Genomic DNA, 20505 nt, shown 5'->3' on the forward strand with positions numbered 1-20505 from the left:
GAACCCTCAGCATGTTGTTCAGACGTCGTCTTGTGCGTCCCGCGTCCTTTGAGTCGAAGGCGTTGGCCTTCGCTTTTGCCCCCCCCCCCCGGTAGATCCAGGGGCGCGATCCGCGGGGTCTGAGCGCCCCTGGCGGACGCGCGCCGGCGCCGGCCTGGTCGCCGCGCTCACCGCTCTGGTCCTGCTCCCGCTGGCGGTCACGTCACCAGCTGCCGCTGCTGCACCGGCCCCGGCCGTCGCCCCTGCCGCGGACGACACGCCGCACATCGAAGGTGCGCCCCGGGTGGCCCAAGAGCTCGACCTGCAACTGGTCGAGGGTGGAGGCCAGTTGCGCCTCCGTGGTTCCGAGGAGCCGTACCAGATCGAGAACCCGACCTCGATCACCGGCACCATCGACGCCCCCGACCCCGACACCGGCGGCGGCACCGGAGCGATCACCGCAGGGACGTTCACCACCCCGCAGGTGAGCATCGTCCAGTCCATCACCAGCCCGTTGGTGGCCGATGTCTACATCGACGCCGACTTCACCCAGACCATCCCCCAGAACCTCACTGGCACCGTCGATGAGAACGGCGTGGCCTCGGTGCGCATGGCCCTCACCGTCGACCTGCACGTCGATGTGGGTCGTGACCCGCTGATCCTCGACACCGACTGCACCGCCGGGCCCATCGACATCACCCTCTCCTCGATGGAGCCCTATGACCCGGTCACCGGTGAGGTCACGTTGGCTGACGGCAACTTCTCCATCCCCGATGCCGGCGGCCCCGACTGTGAGCCCAATGTGAAAGGGGCCATCAACGACCAGCTCGCCGGCCCCGGGCACGCCATCTCCCTGACGATGCAGGGCGACATCCCGTTGCCGCAGACCCAGAAGGACCCCACGCTCACCACCCTGGCTGTCGCACCCGAGGGCGGCGCTCAGGCGGGGGGTCCGGTGGACATGACCGCCACCGTGGCCCGAGGACCCGACGCGGTGTCGACCGAGGACCCGAGCGGTTTCGTGGACTTCCGTGCTGATGGGGAGATCTTGGGCACGGTGCCGGTGGCGCCGGATGGCACCGCGGTGTTCACCACCAGCGATCTGCCGGCTGGGACCCACGCTCTGACCGCCCGCTACGGCAGCGATGAGGTCTTCGGGTCCAGCACCTCGACGCCGGCAGCGTTCACGGTGTGGTCGAACCCGGCGCTCACCTGGGACCTGCCGGAGTTCGTGCAGCTGTTCGCGACTCCCACGGACTTCACCGTCGCCGCGTTGAACACCGGCTTCGGTGAGGACCTGGTCAACGTCCGCCTCGATGTGACCATCCAACGCGCCCAGGGCAACGGGCCCATCGGCCCGGTCAGTGGTTCCCCCCGCATCACCCTCGATCGCCTCGAGGGCCCCGCCGCCACCCCCGTGCCGCTCACCTTCACTGGGTCGGGGGTGAACCAGCGACTCGCCGGGTCGATCGGCGCCGGCACCGGCGTTCCCCTGGCTGAGGGAGCGTCGCTGACCGAAGCGTTGCGCCTGGGCTTCCCGAACGTGGGCACCGTGTCGCCCACGGCCTGCGGGGCCACCAACCGGCTCTGCCCCGGGCCGCTGCGCATCACCTTCACCCTGGTGCGCGTCGATCCCGGCACCGGGGCCGTCCAGGCCACCTTGGCCTCCTCCGCCGGTGACACGCTCATGACCGAGGCCACCCGGCGGACCAGCACCATCACCGCCGGCAACGCCGGCTTCCCACCGGTCATCCCGGCCACGCCGGCCGTCACGCCCCACACCGTGCGGGCCGGGAACAACATCAAGCTCAACGCGTTCAACGTGAACCCCGTGACGGCCGGCGTTTCCCCGTCGGGCACGGTGTCGTTCTTCATCGACAGTCAGCCGGTCGGCGTGTTGCCGTCCTTGGCGCCTCTGTCAGCGGGGTACCGGTTGGCCGTGCCGTGCTGTGTGAACAACAGCTACTCGATCCCGGTACCACCGACCACGACGCCAGGAACGCACAAGCTGACGGTGCGGTACTCGGGCAACTCGTTGCTCCAGCCGAGCTTCGCCGACTTCTCCTTCGAGGTCGCCCACCCGGTCGCGCCGGTCTATGAGTGTGAGCGCATCGGCCTGAACTTCGCCTATGTGGGGCGGGCCAACGTGGTGGCCAGCGCCTCGGTGCCCTCGGTTGCAGTGGCTGGCAAGGAGGTGACGCTGGTCCGTCCGGAGCTGCGGTTGCTGTTGGACCGCGGGCCCAGCATTCCCGGCTCCGGCATTGACGAGGTGTTCAGCATGTTCACCGAGTTGGAGGTGGTCTATGGCACGGGTGGCACTTCCAGCGCGGGGAGCGTGACCCGGACCAACAACACCCGCATGGACGCCGCGGGGGATCCGGATCAGGTGGCACAGTTCAACGGCCTGTCCATGGCGGTGACCCCGGAGGGGGAGCCTGGTGAGGTGGTGCCGATCACCATCGAGTCGTTCAAGGTCCACTTCGACGGCCCCGGCATGACCATGATCTGCAACCCCGTCGGTGACCCGATCACCCTGGGCCAGGTCACCGTGGCCGGCACCACCTTGTCGGTGTCACCGACCGGGACCGTGCGCGCCGGCACCCAGGTCACCCTCGATGCGGTGACTGCCCCGGCGCCGGGAGGCTTCGTGGAGTTCCTGGACGGGGCCACCACCATCGGCGTGGTCGACGTGAATGATCGGGGTGAGGCGTCGATGACCACCGCCGACCTTCCGGTCGGTGAGCGGTCCTTGACGGCCCGCTACCTGGGTGGGTTGACCGTGCCGGTCACCACGTCCGGGGCGGTGCCGTTGACGGTGATCGACGCCTTCGACTGCGCGGCGTTCACTCAGGCGGGCAACGCCGCGGTGGTGCGCCTCGTCTACCTGGAGCTGCTCGGGCGGTGCCCGGATCAGATCGGGTTCGATCACTGGACCGGTCGCCTGAACGGTGGGGCCTCCGCATCGAGCTTCGCGAGGTCGATCTCGGCCACCGACGAAGCGGTGGGTCGTGTCGTCGATGACGCCTACGAAACCATGCTGGGCCGCCCCGCCGACCCCTCGGGTCGAGCCTTCTGGATCGATCGTCTCCAGGCCAGCGGTCGCTATGACCAGTTGCTGGCCGATCTGGCCGCGTCGCCGGAGTTCTGGTCCAAGGCCGGAGCCACCAACACCGGGTTCGTGACCCGGGTCTATGACCGGCTCCTGGGCCGGACCCCCGACACCGCCGGCCTGAACCACTGGGTCGGCCGCCTCGACACCGGCACGTCACGCCGGGCGTTGGTGCTCACCCTGGCCAACCTGGACGAGCCGTTGGGTCGCCTGGTGGACGACGCCTACGACGAGATCCTGGGCCGGGCCCCGTTCGCGGCCGAACGCACCGACGGGATCACCTACCTGCGGGCGACCGGGTCCCGGTCGGGGCTGTATGCGCAGTTGATCGGCACCACCGAGTTCCACACCCGGGCCCAGGGTCACCCCAACCCCGAGGACTGACCTCGTAGGTCGCGGGCCCGCCCACCGGACAACCGGGGTGGGCGGGCCCGCCCGAGCGGTGTGCCCAACCTGCCCGGGCCGCCGCCGCGTCGAACGCCCGCGCCACCCCCCAGGCGCGGGCGTTCGTCGCGCTCCGCCGCAGAGATCCGCCTCGCGCAGTTTTGGCAAGGTTGGGGCTGACAAGGTGGCGATCGGCACGTCGACGCCCGGCAGGTGTTCGCGAAGCGTGCCATCCGTGTTGTCACTACATAGGGGGGAACCCTCAGCATGTTGTTCAGACGTCGTCTTGCGCGCGCGCCGTTCCGGGAGCCACGAGGCTTTGCCGCCACGTGTGCTCCCCTCTCATCAGGGGATCGGCCCGCTCGGCCTGGAGGCAGGGTGGGGTCGTCGCCGACCCGGTGGGCGGCTGCCCTGGTCGCCGCCCTCACCGCCCTGGTGCTCCTCCCGCTGGCGTCCCCGTCGCCGGTTGCGGGTGCTGCCCCTCTCACGGGCGGTGCGCCCACTGCTCCCGCGGGCCAGCCTCGGGTGGCTCAGGATCTCGACCTGCAGCTGGTCGAAGGAGGCGGGCAGCTCTCCCTGCGAGGCTCCGAGGAGCCGTACCAGATCCAGAACCCGACCTCGATCACCGGGACCATCGACGCCCCGGATCCGGACACCGGTGGCGGCACCGGGGCGATCACGGCGGGGACGTTCACGACGCCTCGGGTGAGCATCGTTCAGCCCATCGTCACCCCGGTGGTGGCGGATGTGTACATCGACGCCGACTTCACCCAGGCCGCGCCCCAGAACCTGACCGGGACGGTGGATGAGAGCGGCGTGGTGTCGGTGCGGATGGCCCTGACGGTGGACCTGCACGTCGAGGTCGGTCGGCCGAACCCGATCATCGTCGCTGACTGCATCGCCGGGCCCATCGACATCACGCTCTCCTCGATCGAGCCCTATGACCCGGTCACCGGTGAGATCACCCTGGCCGATGGCAACTTCTCCATCCCCAACGTGGATGGCCCCTCCTGTGAGAGCAACGTGAAGAGCGCGGTCAACGAGCAGCTCGGCGGGCCCGGGCACGCCATCTCCCTGACCATGCACGGTGACATCCCGCTCCCGCAGACCCTCAAGGACCCCACCGTCACGGCCCTGGCCGTGACCCCCGAGGGTGGGCTCCAGGCCGGCGGGGCGGTGACCATGACCGCCACCGTGGCCCGAGGTCCCGACGCCATCTCGACGGAGGACCCGACCGGGTTCGTGGACTTCCGCGACGGCAACCAGATCCTGGGCACCGTGCCCATTGCCCCTGACGGCACCGCCACCTTCACCACCAGCGACCTCTCGGCCGGGACCCACACCCTCACCGCCCGCTACGGCGGAGACGAGATCTTCGGGTCCAGCACCTCCGCACCAGCCGCGTTCACGGTGTGGTCCAACCCGGCGCTCACCTGGGACCTCCCACAGTTCGTGCAGATCGCCGGGGCTCCCACCGACTTCACCGTCGCCGCGTTGAACACCGGCTTCGGTGAGGACCTGGCCAATGTCCGCCTCGACGTCGCCATCCAACGCGCCCAAGGCACCGGGCCCATCGGGCCGCTCTCCAACGGTGACCAGCGCATCACCCTCGACCGCGTCGAGGGCCTCACCGCCACCCCCGTGCCACTCACCTTCACCGGCTCCTCGTCGAACCAGCGACTGTCCGGGTCGATCGGCGCCGGCACCGGCGTCCCCCTGACCGAGAGAGCTTCATTGACCGAGGCGCTACGCCTCGGCCTCCCCGCCGTGGGCACCGTGTCGGCCACCGCCTGCGGGGCGACCAACCGACTCTGCCCCGGCCCGCTGCGCATCACCTTCACCCTGGTGCGCGTCGACCCCGGCACCGGCGCCATCCAGGCCACCCTCGCCTCCTCCGCCGGTCAGACCCTCATGACCGAAGCCACCCGCCGGGCCTCCACCATCACCGCCGGCAACGCCGGCATCCCCAACCCCAACCCCGCCCTCCCTCCCATCGTGCCGCCGACGCCGGCCATCGCACCCCACACGGTGCGAGCCGGGAACAACGTCAAGCTCAACGCACTGGTCGTGAAGCCCCCGACCAGCCTGAACCTGGCCGGCGTTACCCCGACGGGCACGGTGTCGTTCCTCATCGATGGCCAACCGGTGGGTGTGTTGCCGGCCAAGGCCCCCGTGTCTGCGGGATACCAGTTGGCGGTGCCGTACGGCAGCAACAACTCGTACTCGATCCCGGTGCCGGCCACCACCAACGTGGGGACGCACACTGTGACGTTGCGGTACTCGGGCGATTCGTTGTTCCAGCCCAACCTGGCCAGCTACCCGTTCGAGGTCACCCACCGGCTCGCCCCGGTCTACGAGTGCGAACGACCGGGCCTGGGCTTCACGTATGTGGGCCGGGCCAACGTGGTGGCCAGCGCCTCGGTGCCCTCGGTGGTGGCCGCCGGTGACGAGGTGACGATGGCCCACCCGGAGCTGCGTCTGTTGCTGGACCGCGGTCCCAGCACCGGCGGCGGCTCGGGCCTCGATGAGGTGATCAACAACTTCACCGGCTTGGAGATCGCCTACAGCACGGGCGGCACGTCCTCGGCCACGGGAGTGGTCCGCACCAACACCACTCGCATGGACGCGGCCGGCGATCCCGACCAGGTGGTCGAGTTCCAAGGCCTCGCCATGATCATCCAGCCCGAGGGGGAGCCTGGTGAGGTGGTGCCGATCACCATCGAGTCGTTCAAGGTCCACTTCGACGGCATCGGCCTGACCATGATCTGCAACCCGGTCGGTGACCCGGTCACCCTGGGCCAGGTCACCGTGGCCGGCACCACGTTGTCGGTGGCGCCGACGGGGACTGTGCGCGCCGGTACCCAGGTCACCCTCGACGCGGTGACCGGGCCGGTGAGCTCGTCGGGCGGGGTGGTCGAGTTCCTCGATGGGACCACCACCATCGGTGTGGCCAACGTGAACGATCGGGGTGAGGCCTCGATGACCACCACCGGACTCCCGGTGGGTGAGCGGTCCTTGACCGCCCGCTACCTGGGTGGGCTGACGGTGCCGATCACCACCTCGGAGGCCGTGCCGCTCACCGTGATCGACACCTTCGACTGTGCGGCGTTCACCCAGGCGGGCAACGCCGCGGTGGTGCGCCTGGTGTATCTGGAGCTGCTGGGGCGGTGCCCGGATCAGGCCGGGTTCGATCACTGGGCCGGCCGCCTCGATGGTGGGGCCTCGGCCTCGACGTTCGCCAGGTCGATCTCGGCCACTGACGAAGCCGTCGGGCGTGTCGTCGATGACGCCTACCAGACCATGCTGGGCCGCCCCGCCGATCCCTCGGGTCGAGCCTTCTGGGTCGATCGTCTCCAGGCCAGCGGTCGCTACGACCAGTTGCTGGCCGATCTGGCCGCGTCGCCGGAGTTCTGGACCAAGGCCGGCGCCACCAACACCGGGTTCGTGACCCGGGTCTATGACCGGCTCCTGGGCCGGGCCCCCGACACCGCGGGCCTGAACCACTGGGTCGGCCGCCTCGACGCCGGGACGTCCCGGCGGGCGTTGGTGCTCACCCTGGCCAACCTGGACGAGCCGTTGGGTCGCCTGGTGGTCGACGCCTACGACGAGATCCTGGGCCGGGCCCCGTTCGCGGCCGAACGCACCGACGGGATCGCCTACCTGCGGGCGACCGGTTCGCGCTCAGGGCTCTACGCCCAGCTCATCGGCACCACCGAGTTCCACACCCGGGCCCAGAGCTACCCCAACCCCGAGGACTGACCGCCCCCGAGGTCAGCTGATCGCGGGCCGCCCACCGTCACCCGGTGGGCGGCCTGCCGTCGGTGGCCCCGCTGACGGGCTCAGAACGCTGGCGCCGGGCTCAGTAGCGCTCGCGGCGGACCTTGACCCGGCGGCCCCGGAGGGTCGTGTTCTGGAGGCCGTCGATGACCTCGTCGACCTTGCCCGAGGGCACCTCGACCAGGGAGAAGCGCTCCTGGATGTCGATGTGGCCGATGTCGCGGCCGGTCAGGCTGGTCTCGCCGGCGATGGCCCCGACCAGGTCACCGGGCCGGACCCGGCCCTCGCGGCCCGCCCCCACGAACAGGCGGGTCATGCCCTCCGCCGGCCCCGACTGGGTGCGGGCCGTCCGCTCCCGGGGCCCGGGGCCCCGCTCGGCGGCGCCGCCGGCCCGGGCCGGGCGACCGTGCTCGCGACCGTCGCCACCCCGGTCCCCGGGCCGGTCCGGGCGGGCCGGCCGGTCCTCGCGGAGGGTGACCCGCGGGATGTCCTGCTCGTCGTCGCCCCCGGCCCCGGCGGTGGCCTCGTGGGCCATCTTCACCGCGGCCAGGGCGATCTCCATCAGGTCGTGCTCGTCGCTGAGGGACTCGACCACCACCCGCACGTGGTCCAGGTCGTCGTCGGCCAGCAGGTCCTCCAGGGCGTCACGGGTGAGCTGCAGGCGCCGGGTGCGGAGGTCGGCGACGGTCGGCACCTGGGCCGAGGCGATGGCCTGCTTGGTGGCCCGCTCGATGGTCTTGAGCATCCGGTGCTCCCGGGGGTCGACCAGGGTGATGGCCACCCCCTCCCGGCCGGCCCGGCCCACCCGCCCGATGCGGTGCACGTAGGCCTCGGGCGCCGAGGGCACGTCGTAGTTGACCACGTGGGTGAGCTGGTCCACGTCCAGGCCCCGGGCGGCCACGTCGGTGGCCACCAGCAGGTCGGCGGTGCCGCCCCGCAGGCGGTTCATCACCCGGTCGCGCTGCTCCTGGCCCATGCCCCCGTGGAGGGCCTCGGCCCGGTAGCCCCGCCCGTTCAGGGTCTCGGTGAGCTGGTCGACCTCGGCCCGGGTCCGGCAGAAGACGAGGGCCGCGGTCGGGGCCTCGACGTCCAGGATGCGGCCCAGGGCGGTGGCCTTGTGGGGCCGGCGGACCAGGTAGGCCACCTGGCGGACCCGGGGGGCCTGGCCCGGTGCCGTGGCCTCCCGGCCCATCTCCAGGCGGACGGGGTCGCGGAGGTGGCGGCGGGCGATGGCCCCGATGCGGGGGGGCATGGTGGCCGAGAACAGGACGGTCTGGCGCCCGTCGGGGGCCCGGTCGAGGATGGACTCGATGTCCTCGGCGAAGCCCATGTCGAGCATCTCGTCGGCCTCGTCCAGCACCACGGTGGCCAGGGCGTCGAGCCGCAGGGAGCCCCGCTCGAGGTGGTCGATGGCCCGGCCCGGGGTGGCCACCACCACGTCCACGCCGTCATGCAGGGCTCGGAGCTGGCGGAAGATGGGCTGGCCCCCGTAGATGGGCAGCACCCGGGCCCCGAGGGCCCGCCCGTAGCGGTGGACGGCCTCGGACACCTGCACGGCCAGCTCCCGGGTGGGCACCAGGACCAGGGCGGAGGGGGCCGGCCCACGGTCGCCGCCGCCCAGGCGCTGGAGGAGGGGAAGGGCGAAGGCCGCCGTCTTGCCGGTGCCGGTGGCGGCCTGGCCCAACAGGTCCCGGCCGCCGATCACCGGAGGGATGGCCTCGCGCTGGATGGGCGTCGGCTCCTCGTAGCCCAGACCGGCCAGGGTCTCGATCAGCTCGGGTCGGAGGCCCAGGTCGGTGAAGGCCGGCCCGGCGTCCTCCCCCGGGTCGGACGGGGCCCCGGCGTGAGCGTCGGGCTCAGCTCGGGCCGTCCCGTCGGCCGAGGCCTCGGGCGGGATCGTCTCACCGGCCGGGGGCTCGGGCGGGGCCTCGGGCGGCATCGTCTCGTCGGCGTCGGGCGCGCCGGTGGCGTCGGGGGTGTCGATCGTTCGCTCCTCGGGGCGGGCGCGGCCACCAGGCCGGGCCCAGGGCTCTCACCGGCGGTGAGGGGGCGCTCCAGCGTACGGCCCGTGGCCCTCCGACCACCCGATCGGCGGTGGGCGGGGGCGCGCCGGGCACACTGGTCGGGTGGTGGTGGCGCGCGTCAGTGTGGTCGAGGTCCTCATCATCGGCGCGCTGCTGGTGGTGGTGCTGGCCGCGGGAACCATCGCCGTCCGGAACCGGCGCCCGCCGCCCTGACGGCCCGGGCTGCCGGGGGGTCGGCGTTCAGCCGGCGACGCGCTCGAAGATCAGGATGGTGTTGCCGCCCTCCTGGAACGCCTGGGCCAGGCGCCAGCCCTCGGCCCCGCGCTTGTTGAGGGTCGAGGACAGCGAGCGCATGTTGATGCTGCCCTTGTTGACGTCGGTGTCGTACTCGTACCTCGGCATGGCGCACCCGATCATCCGTGAGGCGGTGAAGGGAGCGGACAGTACCCGGCGCGCCACGGCCGGGCCGGCCGTCGGCGGGGCCCTCGCCGGCCGCTCCGCTCGGCGGCCCGCCCGAGCCGCCCGGGCCGGGGTCGCGTGCCCTCGCCGGCGCCGGGATCGTCACCCGATCGACACATGGGTGGGGGTGTGCGAGCCTGGGCCCGGGTCGCGGGCGGCGACGAGGACAGGAGACGGAGCGTGCGTGCACGACGACGGATGGCGGTGGCCGGCGCCCTGGCGGTCCTGGCCGCCACCGCGCCCACGCCGGCCGGCGGCGCCCCCACCGGGCCCGCCCCGCGGGTGGTCGAGGCCACCACCACCCCCACCCCCACCGGGGAGCTGCGCTCCCAGACCATCACCCTCACCGACGGGCGGGCCCGGGCCGGGGCCCCCGCCGCGGGCTGGACCACCGAGGTGGACGTGGCCCCGGGCACCCAGATGGTCGGCGTCTCGTGGCGGGGCCCGGCCGATGTCGAGGTCGAGATCCGGGGCCGGTCCGGCTCCGGCCCGTGGACCGACTGGGCCGGCCTCCACGCCGACCTCCCCGACGCCGAGGGCACCGGCCGTCTCGGCGCCGGCCCGGCCTGGCTGGGCCGCGCCGGGGTCGACACCGTCGCCGTCCGCGTCGTGCACGGCGAGCCCACCGACCTGCAGCTGGAGGCCATGGCCCACGAGGGCTCCGCCGGCACGGCCCGGGCCGCCCTCGACGTGGCGGCCACGCCGGCCGGGGGGCCGCCCATCCACACCCGGGCCGAGTGGGCGCCCGGCGGCTGGCAGGGGTGGCGCTCGGGCTGCACGGCGGCGCCGGCGGTGATGGACCAGCTCCGCTTCGCCGTGGTCCACCACACGGTCAGCTCCAACACCTACGGGCCCGGCGACGTGCCCGGCCTGCTGGCCGGCATGTACCGGTTCCACACCCAGACCAACGGGTGGTGCGACATCGCCTACACGTTCTTCGTCGACCGCTTCGGGGGCGTGTGGCAGGGCCGCAGCGGCAGCCTCCACGACCCGGTCATGGGCGGCCACGCCAAGGGCTTCAACACCGACAGCGTCGGCGTGGCCCTGCTCGGCCAGCACCAACCCGGCGCCTCGCCCCCGGCCACCGCCCCCTCGGGGGCGGCCATGGTCGCCCTGCGCGACCTGCTGGCCTGGAAGCTGTCCATCCACGACGTCGACCCCCGGGCCACCATCGCCATCACCAGCCGGGGCAGCCCCAAGTACGCCGCGGGCCGGGTGGTGCACCTCCCCACCATCCAGGGCCACCGCGACTCGGGGCTCACCTCGTGCCCGGGCGACCTGACCTACGCCCGCCTGGCCCAGCTCCGCTCCGACGTGGCCGGGCGCATCGCCTCGACCGCGGCCCCCAGCCGGTGGGCGCCGGCGTCCACCGGCCTGCGGTTCTTCGACCGGGTCCGCGACGACGCCGCCGGCCGTGACGTGCGCTCCAGCGCCGCGGCCCGCGACGCCAGCCTGGTGGTCCGGGCCGGGTACCCCCGCGACAACGTCGTCCACGACCTCGTCTTCGCCCCCGGCACCGACGCCCGGATCGGCATGGTCGACCGCATCTACCGGGCCGCCTTCACCCGGCCCCCCGACGCCCCGGGCCTGGCCTACTGGGTGAGCCAGCGCGACCGCGGGCGATCGGTCCGCTGGTTCGCGGCCGCCTTCAGCGCCACGCCGGAGTTCCGGGCCCGCTACGACGCCCTCGGCGACGCCGCCTACGTGGAGGAGCTGTACCGCAACGTGCTGGGCCGGGGAGCCGATGCCTCCGGCCTGCAGTACTGGACCCGGCGCCTGGCCTCGGGCACCACCCGGGCCGAGGTCCTGACCCTGTTCTCCGAGTCGCCGGAGCACATCTGGATCACCCACGCCGTGACCAGCGTGACCCGGGCCTGGTTCTCCCTGCTGCGCCGGGGCCCGGCCCGAGCCGACTGGACCTACTGGACCCAGCGCTTCGGGGCCGGCGACGACAACCACGACATGGTGCGCGCCATCGTCCACAGCCCCGAGTACGCCCGAGGCGCTTAGCGACGCCGGGACGCGACCTGCCTCGCGCCGTCACCGATCGGGCGACGGCACGTCCGTAGCATGGCCCCGTGCTCCCCGACGGGCCCCGCCAGGGGCGGCTCATCCGCTCCGCCACCAAGCGACGGCGCCAGCAGCGCAGCCTCGCCGTGGTCCTGGTGCTGTCGCTGCTCGGCTTCGCCTGCGTCAACGAGCGGGTGACCGGTGCCGGCATCGTCGGCGACCGCGGCTCGTCGTCCACCGGCGACGACGACGGGGAGGCGGCGGCCGGCCCCGACGGCGGCCCCTCCTCCGCCCCGGCCCCCGGCCCCGACGGCCCCACCGCCAACGAGTCCGGCTACGACGGGTGGGTCGACCCCGCCTCGTCGGGCAACCCGTGGACCACCGAGGTGTCGGGCCTGCTCACCTTCCGGGGCAACCCGACCCGCTCCTACTACGGCTCCGGCCCCATGCCCACCGCCCCCGAGGTGCTCTGGAGCGTCCCCGGCGAGGGCGGCTTCTGCGGCGAGTCGGCGGTGGGCGGCCAGTCGAAGACCTGGTGCGGCACCGGGTGGACGGGCCAGCCCTCGGTGTGGGAGGACGGCGACACGACCTGGGTGGGGTTCGGGGCCTACGACAAGAACGTCCACTTCCTGGACGCCACCGACGGCACCGACCTGATCGAGCCCTTCGACATCGGCGACATCGTCAAGGGGTCGGTCACCCGCGACCCCGACGGCTTCCCCCTGCTCTACAGCGGCAGCCGGGCCGACTTCCACGTCATCGCCACCGACCGCCCGGCGGCCGAGAGCCTGTGGAGCATGAACGCCGAGGACGTCTCGCCCACCAAGTGGAACGACGACTGGGACAGCTCCCCCCTCGTCATCGACGACTACCTGTTCGAAGGGGGCGAGAACGGCCAGTGGTACGTCATCAAGCTCAACCGGGGCCGGGACGCCGAGGGCCTGGTCACCGTGGACCCCGAGATCGTGTTCCACGCCCCGGGCTGGGACGAGGAGCTGACCGCCGACCTGTCCGGCTCGGGCAGCCGCCAGGACGACGTGTCCATCGAGGACTCGCTGGCCATCTCGGGCGACACCGTCTACTTCACCAACTCCGGCGGGCTGGTCCAGGGCTGGGACATCGGCGGGCTGGCCGACGGCGAGGAGCCCCGGCGCACCTTCCGGTTCTGGACCGGTGACGACACCGACGCCTCCATCGTGGTCGACGAGGAGGGGATGCTCTACGTGGCCCAGGAGGTGGACCGCAGCTCCAGCGCCGAGCGCAACGCCGAGGTCGGCCAGCTCATCAAGCTCGACCCCACCCGGCCCGACGATCCGCTGGTGTGGTCGGTGGCCGACGACGGGGGCATGTGGGCCACGCCGGCCATCGCCGGCGGGGTGGTCATCGCCCCCACCGACGGCGGGCGCATCGTGGGCGTCGACCGGGAGACGGGCGAGGTCCTGTGGGAGAAGGACCTGCCCGGCCCCACCTGGTCGTCCCCGGTGGTGGTGGACGACGTGTGGGTCCAGGGCGACTGCAACGGGGTGCTCCACGGCTTCGACCTGTCGGACCCCAGGGTCGAGCCACCCGAGCTGTGGGCGGTGGAGCTGGAGGGCTGCGTGGAGTCCACCCCCGCGGTGTGGGACGGCCGGATCTACGTCGGCGCCCGCGGCGGCAAGTTCTACGCGCTGGGCGATCCCTGACCGGCTCATGGTGGGCCACGGCCCGCCGATGAGGGTTCCATGGTTCGCACCGGCGGTCGCCGCAGCGCGTGGCGCCCCCTGGCCCTCCTCCTCGCCCTCGGCGTGGCGGCCGGCTGCTCGCAGGTGAGCGCGGGCCCGTCCCAGGCCCAGTACGCCGTGGCCGCCGACCAGGTCTGCACCGCCCACGAGGGTGAGGTCGACGAGATCGTCGAGGAGCAGGAGGCCGCCCCCGACCCCAGCCGCAGCGAACGGTGGGTCCGGGCCGAGCTCGTGCCGGAGTACCGGAAGATGACCCGGTCCCTGCAGGGCATCCGCCCCCCCGAGGGCGACGAGACCTATCTGGCCGGCCTGTACGCCGATCTGGACCACCAGGTCGACCTGCTCCACGCCAGCCCCGGCCGGGGCCGGGCCCTGGTCAGCGAGGACGAAGACCTGCGCCGCCGGTTCTCCAGCTACGGCATGAAGGTGTGCGGGCGGGTCTGATCCGGCCCCGCGGGTAGCGTTGCCGACCGTCCTGTTCGGCACCCGAGGAGACCACCGTGCCCGCCACCGTCCTTGTCGGCACCCAGTGGGGTGACGAGGGCAAGGGAAGGTTCACCGACCTCGTCGCCAAGGAGGCGTCGATGGTGGTCCGCTACCAGGGCGGCCACAACGCCGGCCACACGCTGGTGGTCGACGGTGAGCAGTACGCCCTGCAGCTCCTGCCCAGCGGGATCCTCTACGACCACATCACCCCCGTCATCGGCAACGGCGTGGTGGTCGACCCCAAGGTCCTGTTGGCCGAGATGGACACCTTCGCCCGCCGGGGCGTGGACGTGTCCCGGCTCAAGGTGAGCGGCAACGCCCACCTGATCCTGCCCTTCCACCAGGAGATCGACCGACTCACCGAGCGGCGCCTGGGCCGCTCCAAGCTCGGCACCACCAAGCGGGGCATCGGGCCGGCCTACGCCGACAAGTCGTCCCGGGTGGGCCTGCGGGTGCAGGACCTCCTCGACGCCAAGATCTTCCGGGCCAAGCTCGAGGCCCTGGCCAAGGAGAAGAACCAGGTCCTGGCCAAGGTGTTCAACCAGCTCCCCCTGGACGTGGACGAGATCGCCCAGCAGTACCTGGACGAGTACCGGCCCCGCCTCGAGGACCACATCGCCGACACCGTGAACCTGGTCCACGACGCCCTGGAGGCCGGCCAGCACGTGCTCTTCGAGGGGGCCCAGGCCACCTTCCTCGACCTGGACCACGGCACCTATCCGTTCGTCACCTCGTCCAACCCGGTGGCCGGCGGCGTGTGCACCGGGGCCGGGGTCGGCCCCCGCTACATCGACCGGGTGATCGGCGTGGCCAAGGCGTACGTCACCCGGGTGGGCACCGGCCCGTTCCCCACCGAGCTGGCCATGAGCTACGACGCGGTGGGGGCCAAGGACCGCGACGGCGCCTCCGAGGAGGAGATCCGCCTGGGCGACCACTTCGTGGACGTGGGCCGCGAGTACGGCGTCAACACCGGCCGCCGGCGCCGGCCGGGCTGGTTCGACGCGGTGATGCTCCGCCACGCCGTGCGGCTCAACTCCCTCTCCGAGCTGGCCGTGACCAAGCTCGACATCCTCGACACCCTGGACACGGTGAAGGTGTGCGTGGCCTACGAGGTGGGGGGCAAGCGGGTCACCACCCTGCCGTACCACCAGAGCGACCTCCACGCCGCGGTGCCGGTGTACGAGGAGATGCCGGGCTGGGGGACCGACCTCTCGTCGGTGACCGAGCCGGGCGGCCTGCCGCCGGAGGCCTCGGCCTACCTGGACCGGCTGGAGTCCGAGGTCGGGGTGCCGGTCACCCTGGTCGGCACCGGCCCGGGCCGGGCCCAGTACGTCCACCGCCGGGACGGCTGACGGTGACCGTCGTGGATGTCGCCGCCCGCACGTCGGTAGAGAGCCGTCGGCCCGGACCGGGAAAGGCACCGTGAAGGTCTGCGTGGTGGGCTCCGGAGGGCGGGAGCACGGCCTGGCCCTGGCCCTGGGCCGGACCGCCGAGGTGGTGGTGACCCCGGGAAACCCGGGCATCCCCGGCTCGGTGGCCGCTCCGCCCGAGGAGGTGGAGGCCGACCTGTACGTCATCGGGCCCGAGCAGCCCCTGGTCGACGGCCTGGCCGACCGGCTCCGGGCCGCCGGGCGACGGGTCTTCGGCCCCGGCGCCGACGGGGCCCGCCTGGAGGGCTCCAAGGCCTACATGAAGGACGTCGTCCACGCCGCCGGGGTCCCGACCGCCCGCTACGGCACCTTCCGCGACGTCGAGCCGGCCCTGGCCTTCCTGCGCACCCTGCCCGGCCTGTACGTGGTGAAGACCGACGGCCTGGCCGCCGGCAAGGGCGTGCTGGTCACCGAGTCGCTGGACGAGGCGGCCGACGACGTGCGCGACAAGCTGTCGGGGTCGTCGTTCGGCGACGCCGGGCGCACCGTGGTCATCGAGGAGGGGCTCACCGGCCCCGAGGCGTCGGTGTTCGTGCTCTGCGACGGGACCCGGGCCGTCGCCCTCCCGCCGGCCCAGGACTTCAAGCGCGTCGGTGACGGCGACAGCGGCCCCAACACCGGCGGCATGGGGGCGTGGTCCCCGGTCCCGTTCGACCGCGCCGGCCTGGGCGACGAGGTGGTCGAGCGCTTCGTCGCCCCCACCCTGTCCGCCCTGAGGGCCGACGGCGTCGACTACCGGGGCGTGCTCTACGCCGGGCTGATGCTCACCCCCGACGGCCCCAAGCTGATCGAGTACAACGTCCGCTTCGGCGACCCCGACAGCCAGGTCGTCCTGCTCCGCCTGACCTCGGACCTGGCCGACCTGCTGGGGGCGGCGGCCGACGGCGACCTGCCCGCCGGCGGCCCGGTGGGCGTGGCCGACGACACCCTCGTCCTGGTGGTGGCGGCCAGCGAGGGTTACCCGACCTCGCCCCGCACCGGCGACGTGATCGACGGCCTCGACGCGGCCCGCGCCGTGCCCGGGGCCGAGGTCCTGTGCGCCGGGGTGGCCGCGGCGGCCGACGGCCACCTGGTGACGGCGGGCGGCCGGGTGCTCGACGTGGTCGGCCGGGGCCCCGACGCCGCCGCCGCCCGGGCCATCGCGTACGAGGCCATGGCCTGCATCTCCTGGCCCGGCCTGCACCACCGCACCGACATCGCTGCTCCCGCCTGACGCCGACCCGTCCCGCCTGCGGGTCGGCCCGCTCGGGTCGCCGGGCCCTCGCGCCACCGGGTGGCGGGTGGGCAGGGGCCCCGCCTACGGTCCGGCCATGAGCCAGTACAAGGTCGCCGTGCTGATGGGATCACCCAACGACGGCAAGAAGATGGCCCCGGCGTGGGAGACCCTGGCCCAGTTCGGCGTCGAGGCCGACGTCCGGGTCCTCTCCGCCCACCGCAACCCGGCCGAGGTGGCCGCCCTGGCCTCCACCGCCCGCGACGAGGGCTACGCCGCCTTCATCTGCGGAGCGGGCATGGCCGCCCACCTGGCCGGCGTGGTCGCCGCCCACACCACCCTGCCGGTCGTCGGCGTGCCCCTCTCGGGCGGCGCCCTCAACGGCGTCGACGCGCTCTACAGCACGGTGCAGATGCCCCGGGGCATGCCGGTGGCCACCGTGGCCGTCGACGGCTCGCTCAACGCCGCCCTGCTGGTGGTGGAGATGCTGGCCATCACCGACGGCGACCTGGCCGCCGCGGTGGCCGCCGATCGTGCGGCCCGGGCCGAGGCCAACGCCGGCCCCCCCGCCACCTGAGCCGGTCCGCCCCGCCACGCGGCGGCGGGGGCAGGAGGCGGCCGCTCAGGGCGACGGGCGCAGCCGGCGGAAGCGCGAGCGGCGGGACGGCTCGGCGTCGTCCCGCCCGGCGGCCGGCGCGGCCCGGTGGAGGGCGGCGGCCGAGGCCGCGCTGAGCGGGCCGTCCACGTCGTCGCGGGTCTGGCGCTCCAGCTTGCGGATCTCCCGCTCCGACCGCACCGGCGCCCGGGACGCGGTGGTGCGCACCCCGCCCCGGCCGATGGCGCAGTCGACGCACAGGGCGGCCTTGCGCGGCCCCCAGGGCGTGACGATGCACTGGTCGCAGAGCCAGTGGCCGCAGTCCCGGCACACCCGCTCGGCCCGCTCGAACGGGTGGTGCACGCAGCACTCGCCGTCGGCCGGCGACGGCTGGTGGGGGCGGCGGGGGCTCATACCGTCCTTGGATCGGCCGCAGGCCAGGAGCCGTGAGCGTTCCCGGGTCGGCGAGGTCCCGACGGCCGGAGGCGGATCGGGGCCCCGGGGTAGCATCGGGCGGTGACGAGCGCCCTCCCGAACGTCCTGGCCCAGCGCTACGCCAGCCCCGAGATGGTGGCCATCTGGGCGCCGGAGGCCAAGGTCGTCCAGGAGCGCCGCCTGTGGCTGGCCGTGCTCCGGGCCCAGGCCGAGCTGGGCGTGGCCGTCCCGCCGGGGGCCATCGCGGCTTACGAGGGAGTGGTCGACCAGGTCGACCTGGCCTCCATCGCGGCCCGGGAGCAGGTGACCCGCCACGACGTGAAGGCCCGCATCGAGGAGTTCTCGACCCTGGCCGGCCACCAGGCCATCCACGCCGGGATGACGTCGCGGGACCTCACCGAGAACGTCGAGCAGCTCCAGGTCCGAGACGGCCTCCGCCTGGTGCGGCGCCGGGTGGTGGCCCTGCTGGCCCGCCTGGCGGCCCGGGCCGCCGAGCACGAGGCCCTGGTGCTCACCGGGCGCAGCCACAACGTGCCGGCCCAGGCCACCACGCTGGGCAAGCGCTTCGCCAACGCCGGTCAGGAGCTCCTCGTCGCCCTCGGCCGCCTGGACGACCTGCTGGCCCGCTACCCCCTGCGCGGCATCAAGGGCCCGGTCGGCACCCAGCAGGACATGCTGGACCTGCTGGGCGGCGACGACGCCGTCGACCACCTGGAGGCCGCGGTGGCCGCCGAGCTGGGCTTCGACCGGGTCCTCACCAACGTGGGCCAGGTCTACCCCCGCTCGCTGGACCTGGACGTGGTCTCGGCCCTGGTCCAAGTGGCGTCCGGGCCCACCAGCCTGGCCACCACCATCCGCCTCATGGCCGGCCAGGAGCTGGTCACCGAGGGGTTCAAGCCCGGCCAGGTCGGCTCGTCGGCCATGCCCCACAAGATGAACACCCGCTCCACCGAGCGGATCTGCGGGCTGAAGGTCATCCTCGGCGGCCACCTGGCCATGGTCACGGCCCTGGCCGGCGACCAGTGGAACGAGGGCGACGTCAGCTGCTCGGTGGTCCGCCGGATCGCCCTGCCCGACGCCTTCTACGCCCTCGACGGGCTGATCGAGACCACCCTCACCGTGCTCGACGAGTTCGGCGCCTTCCCCGCCGTGGTCGAGCGCGAGCTCCACCGCTACCTGCCCTTCCTCACCACCACCAAGGTGCTGATGGCCGCGGTGCGCGCCGGCGTCGGCCGCGAGGTGGCCCACGAGGCCATCAAGGATCACGCCGTGGCCGTCGCCCTGGAGATGCGGGAGAAGGGCGCCGAGCGCAACGACCTGCTCGACCGGCTGGCCGGCGACGAGCGTCTCGGCCTCGACGCCGCGGCCATCGCCGGCATCGTGGCCGACCCCCTGGAGTTCGTGGGCCGGGCCCCGGCCCAGACCGCCGCCTTCGTGGCCGAGGTCGACCGGCTGGTGGCCGCCGACCCCGATGCCGCCGACTACCGCCCCGGGGCCATCCTCTAGCTCCTCTAGCTCTCGGCCAGGGGGCGCCGATCCCTCTTGTTGTCGTACATGGCCTCGTCGGCGGCGCGGAGCAGGTCGTCGACGTCGGCGGCGCCGTAGGCCCGCGCCACCCCCAGGCTGAGACCGATGGTGACGTCGCCCGCGGGCGTGGTGATCGGCTGCTCGACCTCCTCCCGGAGACGCCGGACGAGGGTGGCGACGTCGTCCTCGGACAGGTCGGTGCAGAGCACGGCGAACTCGTCGCCCCCGATGCGGGCCACCACGTCGTCGTGGCGCACGGCCCGCTCGAGACGCTCGGCCACGGCCACCAGGACCAGGTCGCCGGTCTCGTGGCCGTGGGCGTCGTTGATCGGCTTGAACCCGTCGAGGTCGCAGTAGACGATCAGCGGGGTCACCGCCTCCCGGCCCCGCAGGCGCGAGGCCACCTCCTCCATGAACCGCCGGCGGTTGGACAGTCCGGTGAGGTGGTCGTGGGCCGCCATGTGGTCGACCTCGGCCAGGGCGTTGCCCAGGTCCTCGACGTGGCGGCGCAGCTCGAGGAGCTGGATGACCTGGTGGGACAGGTCCTCGAGGGCGGCGAGGCGCTCGGCGGAGAGGGTGCCGGCCTCGGAGCCGACCACGCACAGGGAGCCGATGGCGTAGCCCTCGGGGGTGACGAGCGGGGCGCTGGCGTAGAGCCGGACCTCCCCGATCACCCCGGTCACGAAGGGGTTGTCGGCGAAGCGAGGGTCGTCGCGGGCGTCGGTCACGTGGATCGGGGCGTGGGCGGCGACGACGTGGGCGCACATCGAGTCCTGCCGGGGCACGATCCCCGCCTCGGTGCCGGTGGCCGCCGCCTGCACCTGCCGGTCGGCGTCGATCAGGTTGACGACGGCCACCTCGCAGCCGGCGACGAAGGCGGCCAGCCGGGTGAGCGCCTCGAGATCGGGGTCGGTCGGAGCGTCGAGGATGCCGTACCGGTGCAGTGCCGCGAGGCGCCGGGCCTCGTCGGCCGGGATGGGGGCCTTCAACGTCGTTCTCCGCCTGGTGGCTGAAGCGGGTCGGCCAGAACCTAATGCCATGGCGACCAGGGCCCGTGTGACCGGTAGTTTCCCGACGATGGCAGCCATCTCCCTCCCTCACGTGGCCTCGGGCAAGGTCAGAGACATCTACGACGCCGGCGACGACCGGTTGCTCATGGTCACGTCGGACCGCCTGTCGGCGTTCGACGTGGTGATGGCCGAGCCGATCCCGGACAAGGGCCGGGTCCTCACCGCCATGTCCGCCTTCTGGTTCGACCACCTGGCCGACGTGGTGCCGGGCCACCTCATCTCCACCGAGCTGGAGGACATGCCCGCCGAGGCCCAGGACCCGTCGATCGCCGGGCGGGCGATGCTG

The 20505-nt window shown here is 73.1% G+C and carries 14 protein-coding genes; 10 read left to right on the forward strand and 4 right to left on the reverse strand.

All coding sequences use genetic code 11. The annotated features are described in order from the left end of the window. The first annotated feature begins 283 nt into the window (after window positions 1–283). Together VEW93_09080 and VEW93_09085 are read left to right on the forward strand one after the other, a co-directional pair. A complete protein-coding gene (locus VEW93_09080) occupies window positions 284–3472 on the forward strand; it encodes an Ig-like domain repeat protein (protein ID HYI61942.1) in 3189 nt (1062 codons plus the stop codon). A gap of 525 nt (window positions 3473–3997) precedes the next feature. Next, window positions 3998–7231 carry an Ig-like domain repeat protein gene (locus VEW93_09085; GenBank protein HYI61943.1) on the forward strand — a complete coding sequence of 1078 codons (3234 nt, stop codon included), beginning with the start codon at window positions 3998–4000 and terminating at the stop codon, window positions 7229–7231. Window positions 7232–7331: 100 nt separating this feature from the next. Here the strand turns inward: VEW93_09085 and VEW93_09090 are convergent, their stop codons facing one another. Both VEW93_09090 and VEW93_09095 read right to left on the reverse strand, forming a co-directional pair. Then, window positions 7332–9188, reverse strand: a complete 1857-nt coding sequence (locus tag VEW93_09090; protein HYI61944.1) for a DEAD/DEAH box helicase — start codon at window positions 9186–9188, stop codon at window positions 7332–7334. 325 nt (window positions 9189–9513) lie between these two features. Then, entirely contained in the window at window positions 9514–9675 is a 162-nt protein-coding gene (locus VEW93_09095; GenBank protein ID HYI61945.1) for a hypothetical protein, read from the reverse strand. Between the two features lie 237 nt (window positions 9676–9912). Between VEW93_09095 and VEW93_09100 the strand changes: the two genes are divergently transcribed. The 6 genes from VEW93_09100 (at window position 9913) to purE (ending at window position 17169) form a co-directional block, all read left to right on the forward strand. Next, a complete protein-coding gene (locus VEW93_09100) occupies window positions 9913–11742 on the forward strand; it encodes a DUF4214 domain-containing protein (protein HYI61946.1) in 1830 nt (609 codons plus the stop codon). Window positions 11743–11810: 68 nt separating this feature from the next. Continuing rightward, window positions 11811–13424, forward strand: coding sequence for a PQQ-binding-like beta-propeller repeat protein (locus tag VEW93_09105; GenBank protein ID HYI61947.1), 1614 nt, complete (start codon window positions 11811–11813; stop codon window positions 13422–13424). Between the two features lie 39 nt (window positions 13425–13463). Then, window positions 13464–13907 (forward strand): hypothetical protein, encoded by a 444-nt coding sequence (locus VEW93_09110; GenBank protein HYI61948.1) that lies wholly within the window; start codon window positions 13464–13466, stop codon window positions 13905–13907. Window positions 13908–13963: 56 nt separating this feature from the next. Next, on the forward strand, window positions 13964–15301 hold the full coding sequence (locus VEW93_09115; protein ID HYI61949.1) for an adenylosuccinate synthase: 1338 nt from the start codon (window positions 13964–13966) through the stop codon (window positions 15299–15301). Window positions 15302–15371: 70 nt separating this feature from the next. Next, entirely contained in the window at window positions 15372–16592 is a 1221-nt protein-coding gene (gene purD / locus VEW93_09120) for a phosphoribosylamine--glycine ligase (GenBank protein HYI61950.1), read from the forward strand. A gap of 97 nt (window positions 16593–16689) precedes the next feature. After that, the gene (gene purE / locus VEW93_09125; protein HYI61951.1) at window positions 16690–17169 is read left to right on the forward strand and encodes a 5-(carboxyamino)imidazole ribonucleotide mutase; all 480 of its coding nucleotides are present in this window, start codon (window positions 16690–16692) and stop codon (window positions 17167–17169) included. Window positions 17170–17214: 45 nt separating this feature from the next. On the opposite strand, the gene VEW93_09130 is transcribed toward purE, so the two are convergent. Next, a complete protein-coding gene (locus tag VEW93_09130) occupies window positions 17215–17601 on the reverse strand; it encodes a B-box zinc finger protein (GenBank protein ID HYI61952.1) in 387 nt (128 codons plus the stop codon). 102 nt (window positions 17602–17703) lie between these two features. Between VEW93_09130 and purB the strand changes: the two genes are divergently transcribed. After that, the gene (purB, locus tag VEW93_09135; protein ID HYI61953.1) at window positions 17704–19128 is read left to right on the forward strand and encodes an adenylosuccinate lyase; all 1425 of its coding nucleotides are present in this window, start codon (window positions 17704–17706) and stop codon (window positions 19126–19128) included. Between the two features lie 5 nt (window positions 19129–19133). Here purB and VEW93_09140 read toward each other — a convergent pair whose 3' ends face one another. Beyond that, window positions 19134–20138 carry a sensor domain-containing diguanylate cyclase gene (locus VEW93_09140; protein HYI61954.1) on the reverse strand — a complete coding sequence of 335 codons (1005 nt, stop codon included), beginning with the start codon at window positions 20136–20138 and terminating at the stop codon, window positions 19134–19136. An 88-nt stretch (window positions 20139–20226) separates the two neighbouring features. On the opposite strand from VEW93_09140, the gene VEW93_09145 reads away from it, so the two are divergent. Then, window positions 20227–20505: phosphoribosylaminoimidazolesuccinocarboxamide synthase (locus VEW93_09145; GenBank protein HYI61955.1), on the forward strand; the 279-nt coding region annotated here is incomplete at its 3' end.

It is taken from the genome of Acidimicrobiales bacterium, from assembly GCA_035630295.1.
In the GTDB taxonomy this organism is placed as follows: Bacteria; Actinomycetota; Acidimicrobiia; order Acidimicrobiales; family Iamiaceae; genus Iamia.

Excerpts from the sequence above, each read along its gene's own strand:
- VEW93_09090 (HYI61944.1), bottom strand. The coding sequence starts at position 9,188 with ATGCCGCCCGAGGCCCCGCCCGAGCCCCCGGCCGGTGAGACGATCCCG.
- VEW93_09095 (HYI61945.1), bottom strand. The coding sequence starts at position 9,675 with ATGCCGAGGTACGAGTACGACACCGACGTCAACAAGGGCAGCATCAAC.
- VEW93_09110 (HYI61948.1), top strand. The coding sequence starts at position 13,464 with ATGGTTCGCACCGGCGGTCGCCGCAGCGCGTGGCGCCCCCTGGCCCTC.
- purE (HYI61951.1), top strand. The coding sequence starts at position 16,690 with ATGAGCCAGTACAAGGTCGCCGTGCTGATGGGATCACCCAACGACGGC.
- VEW93_09130 (HYI61952.1), bottom strand. The coding sequence starts at position 17,601 with ATGAGCCCCCGCCGCCCCCACCAGCCGTCGCCGGCCGACGGCGAGTGC.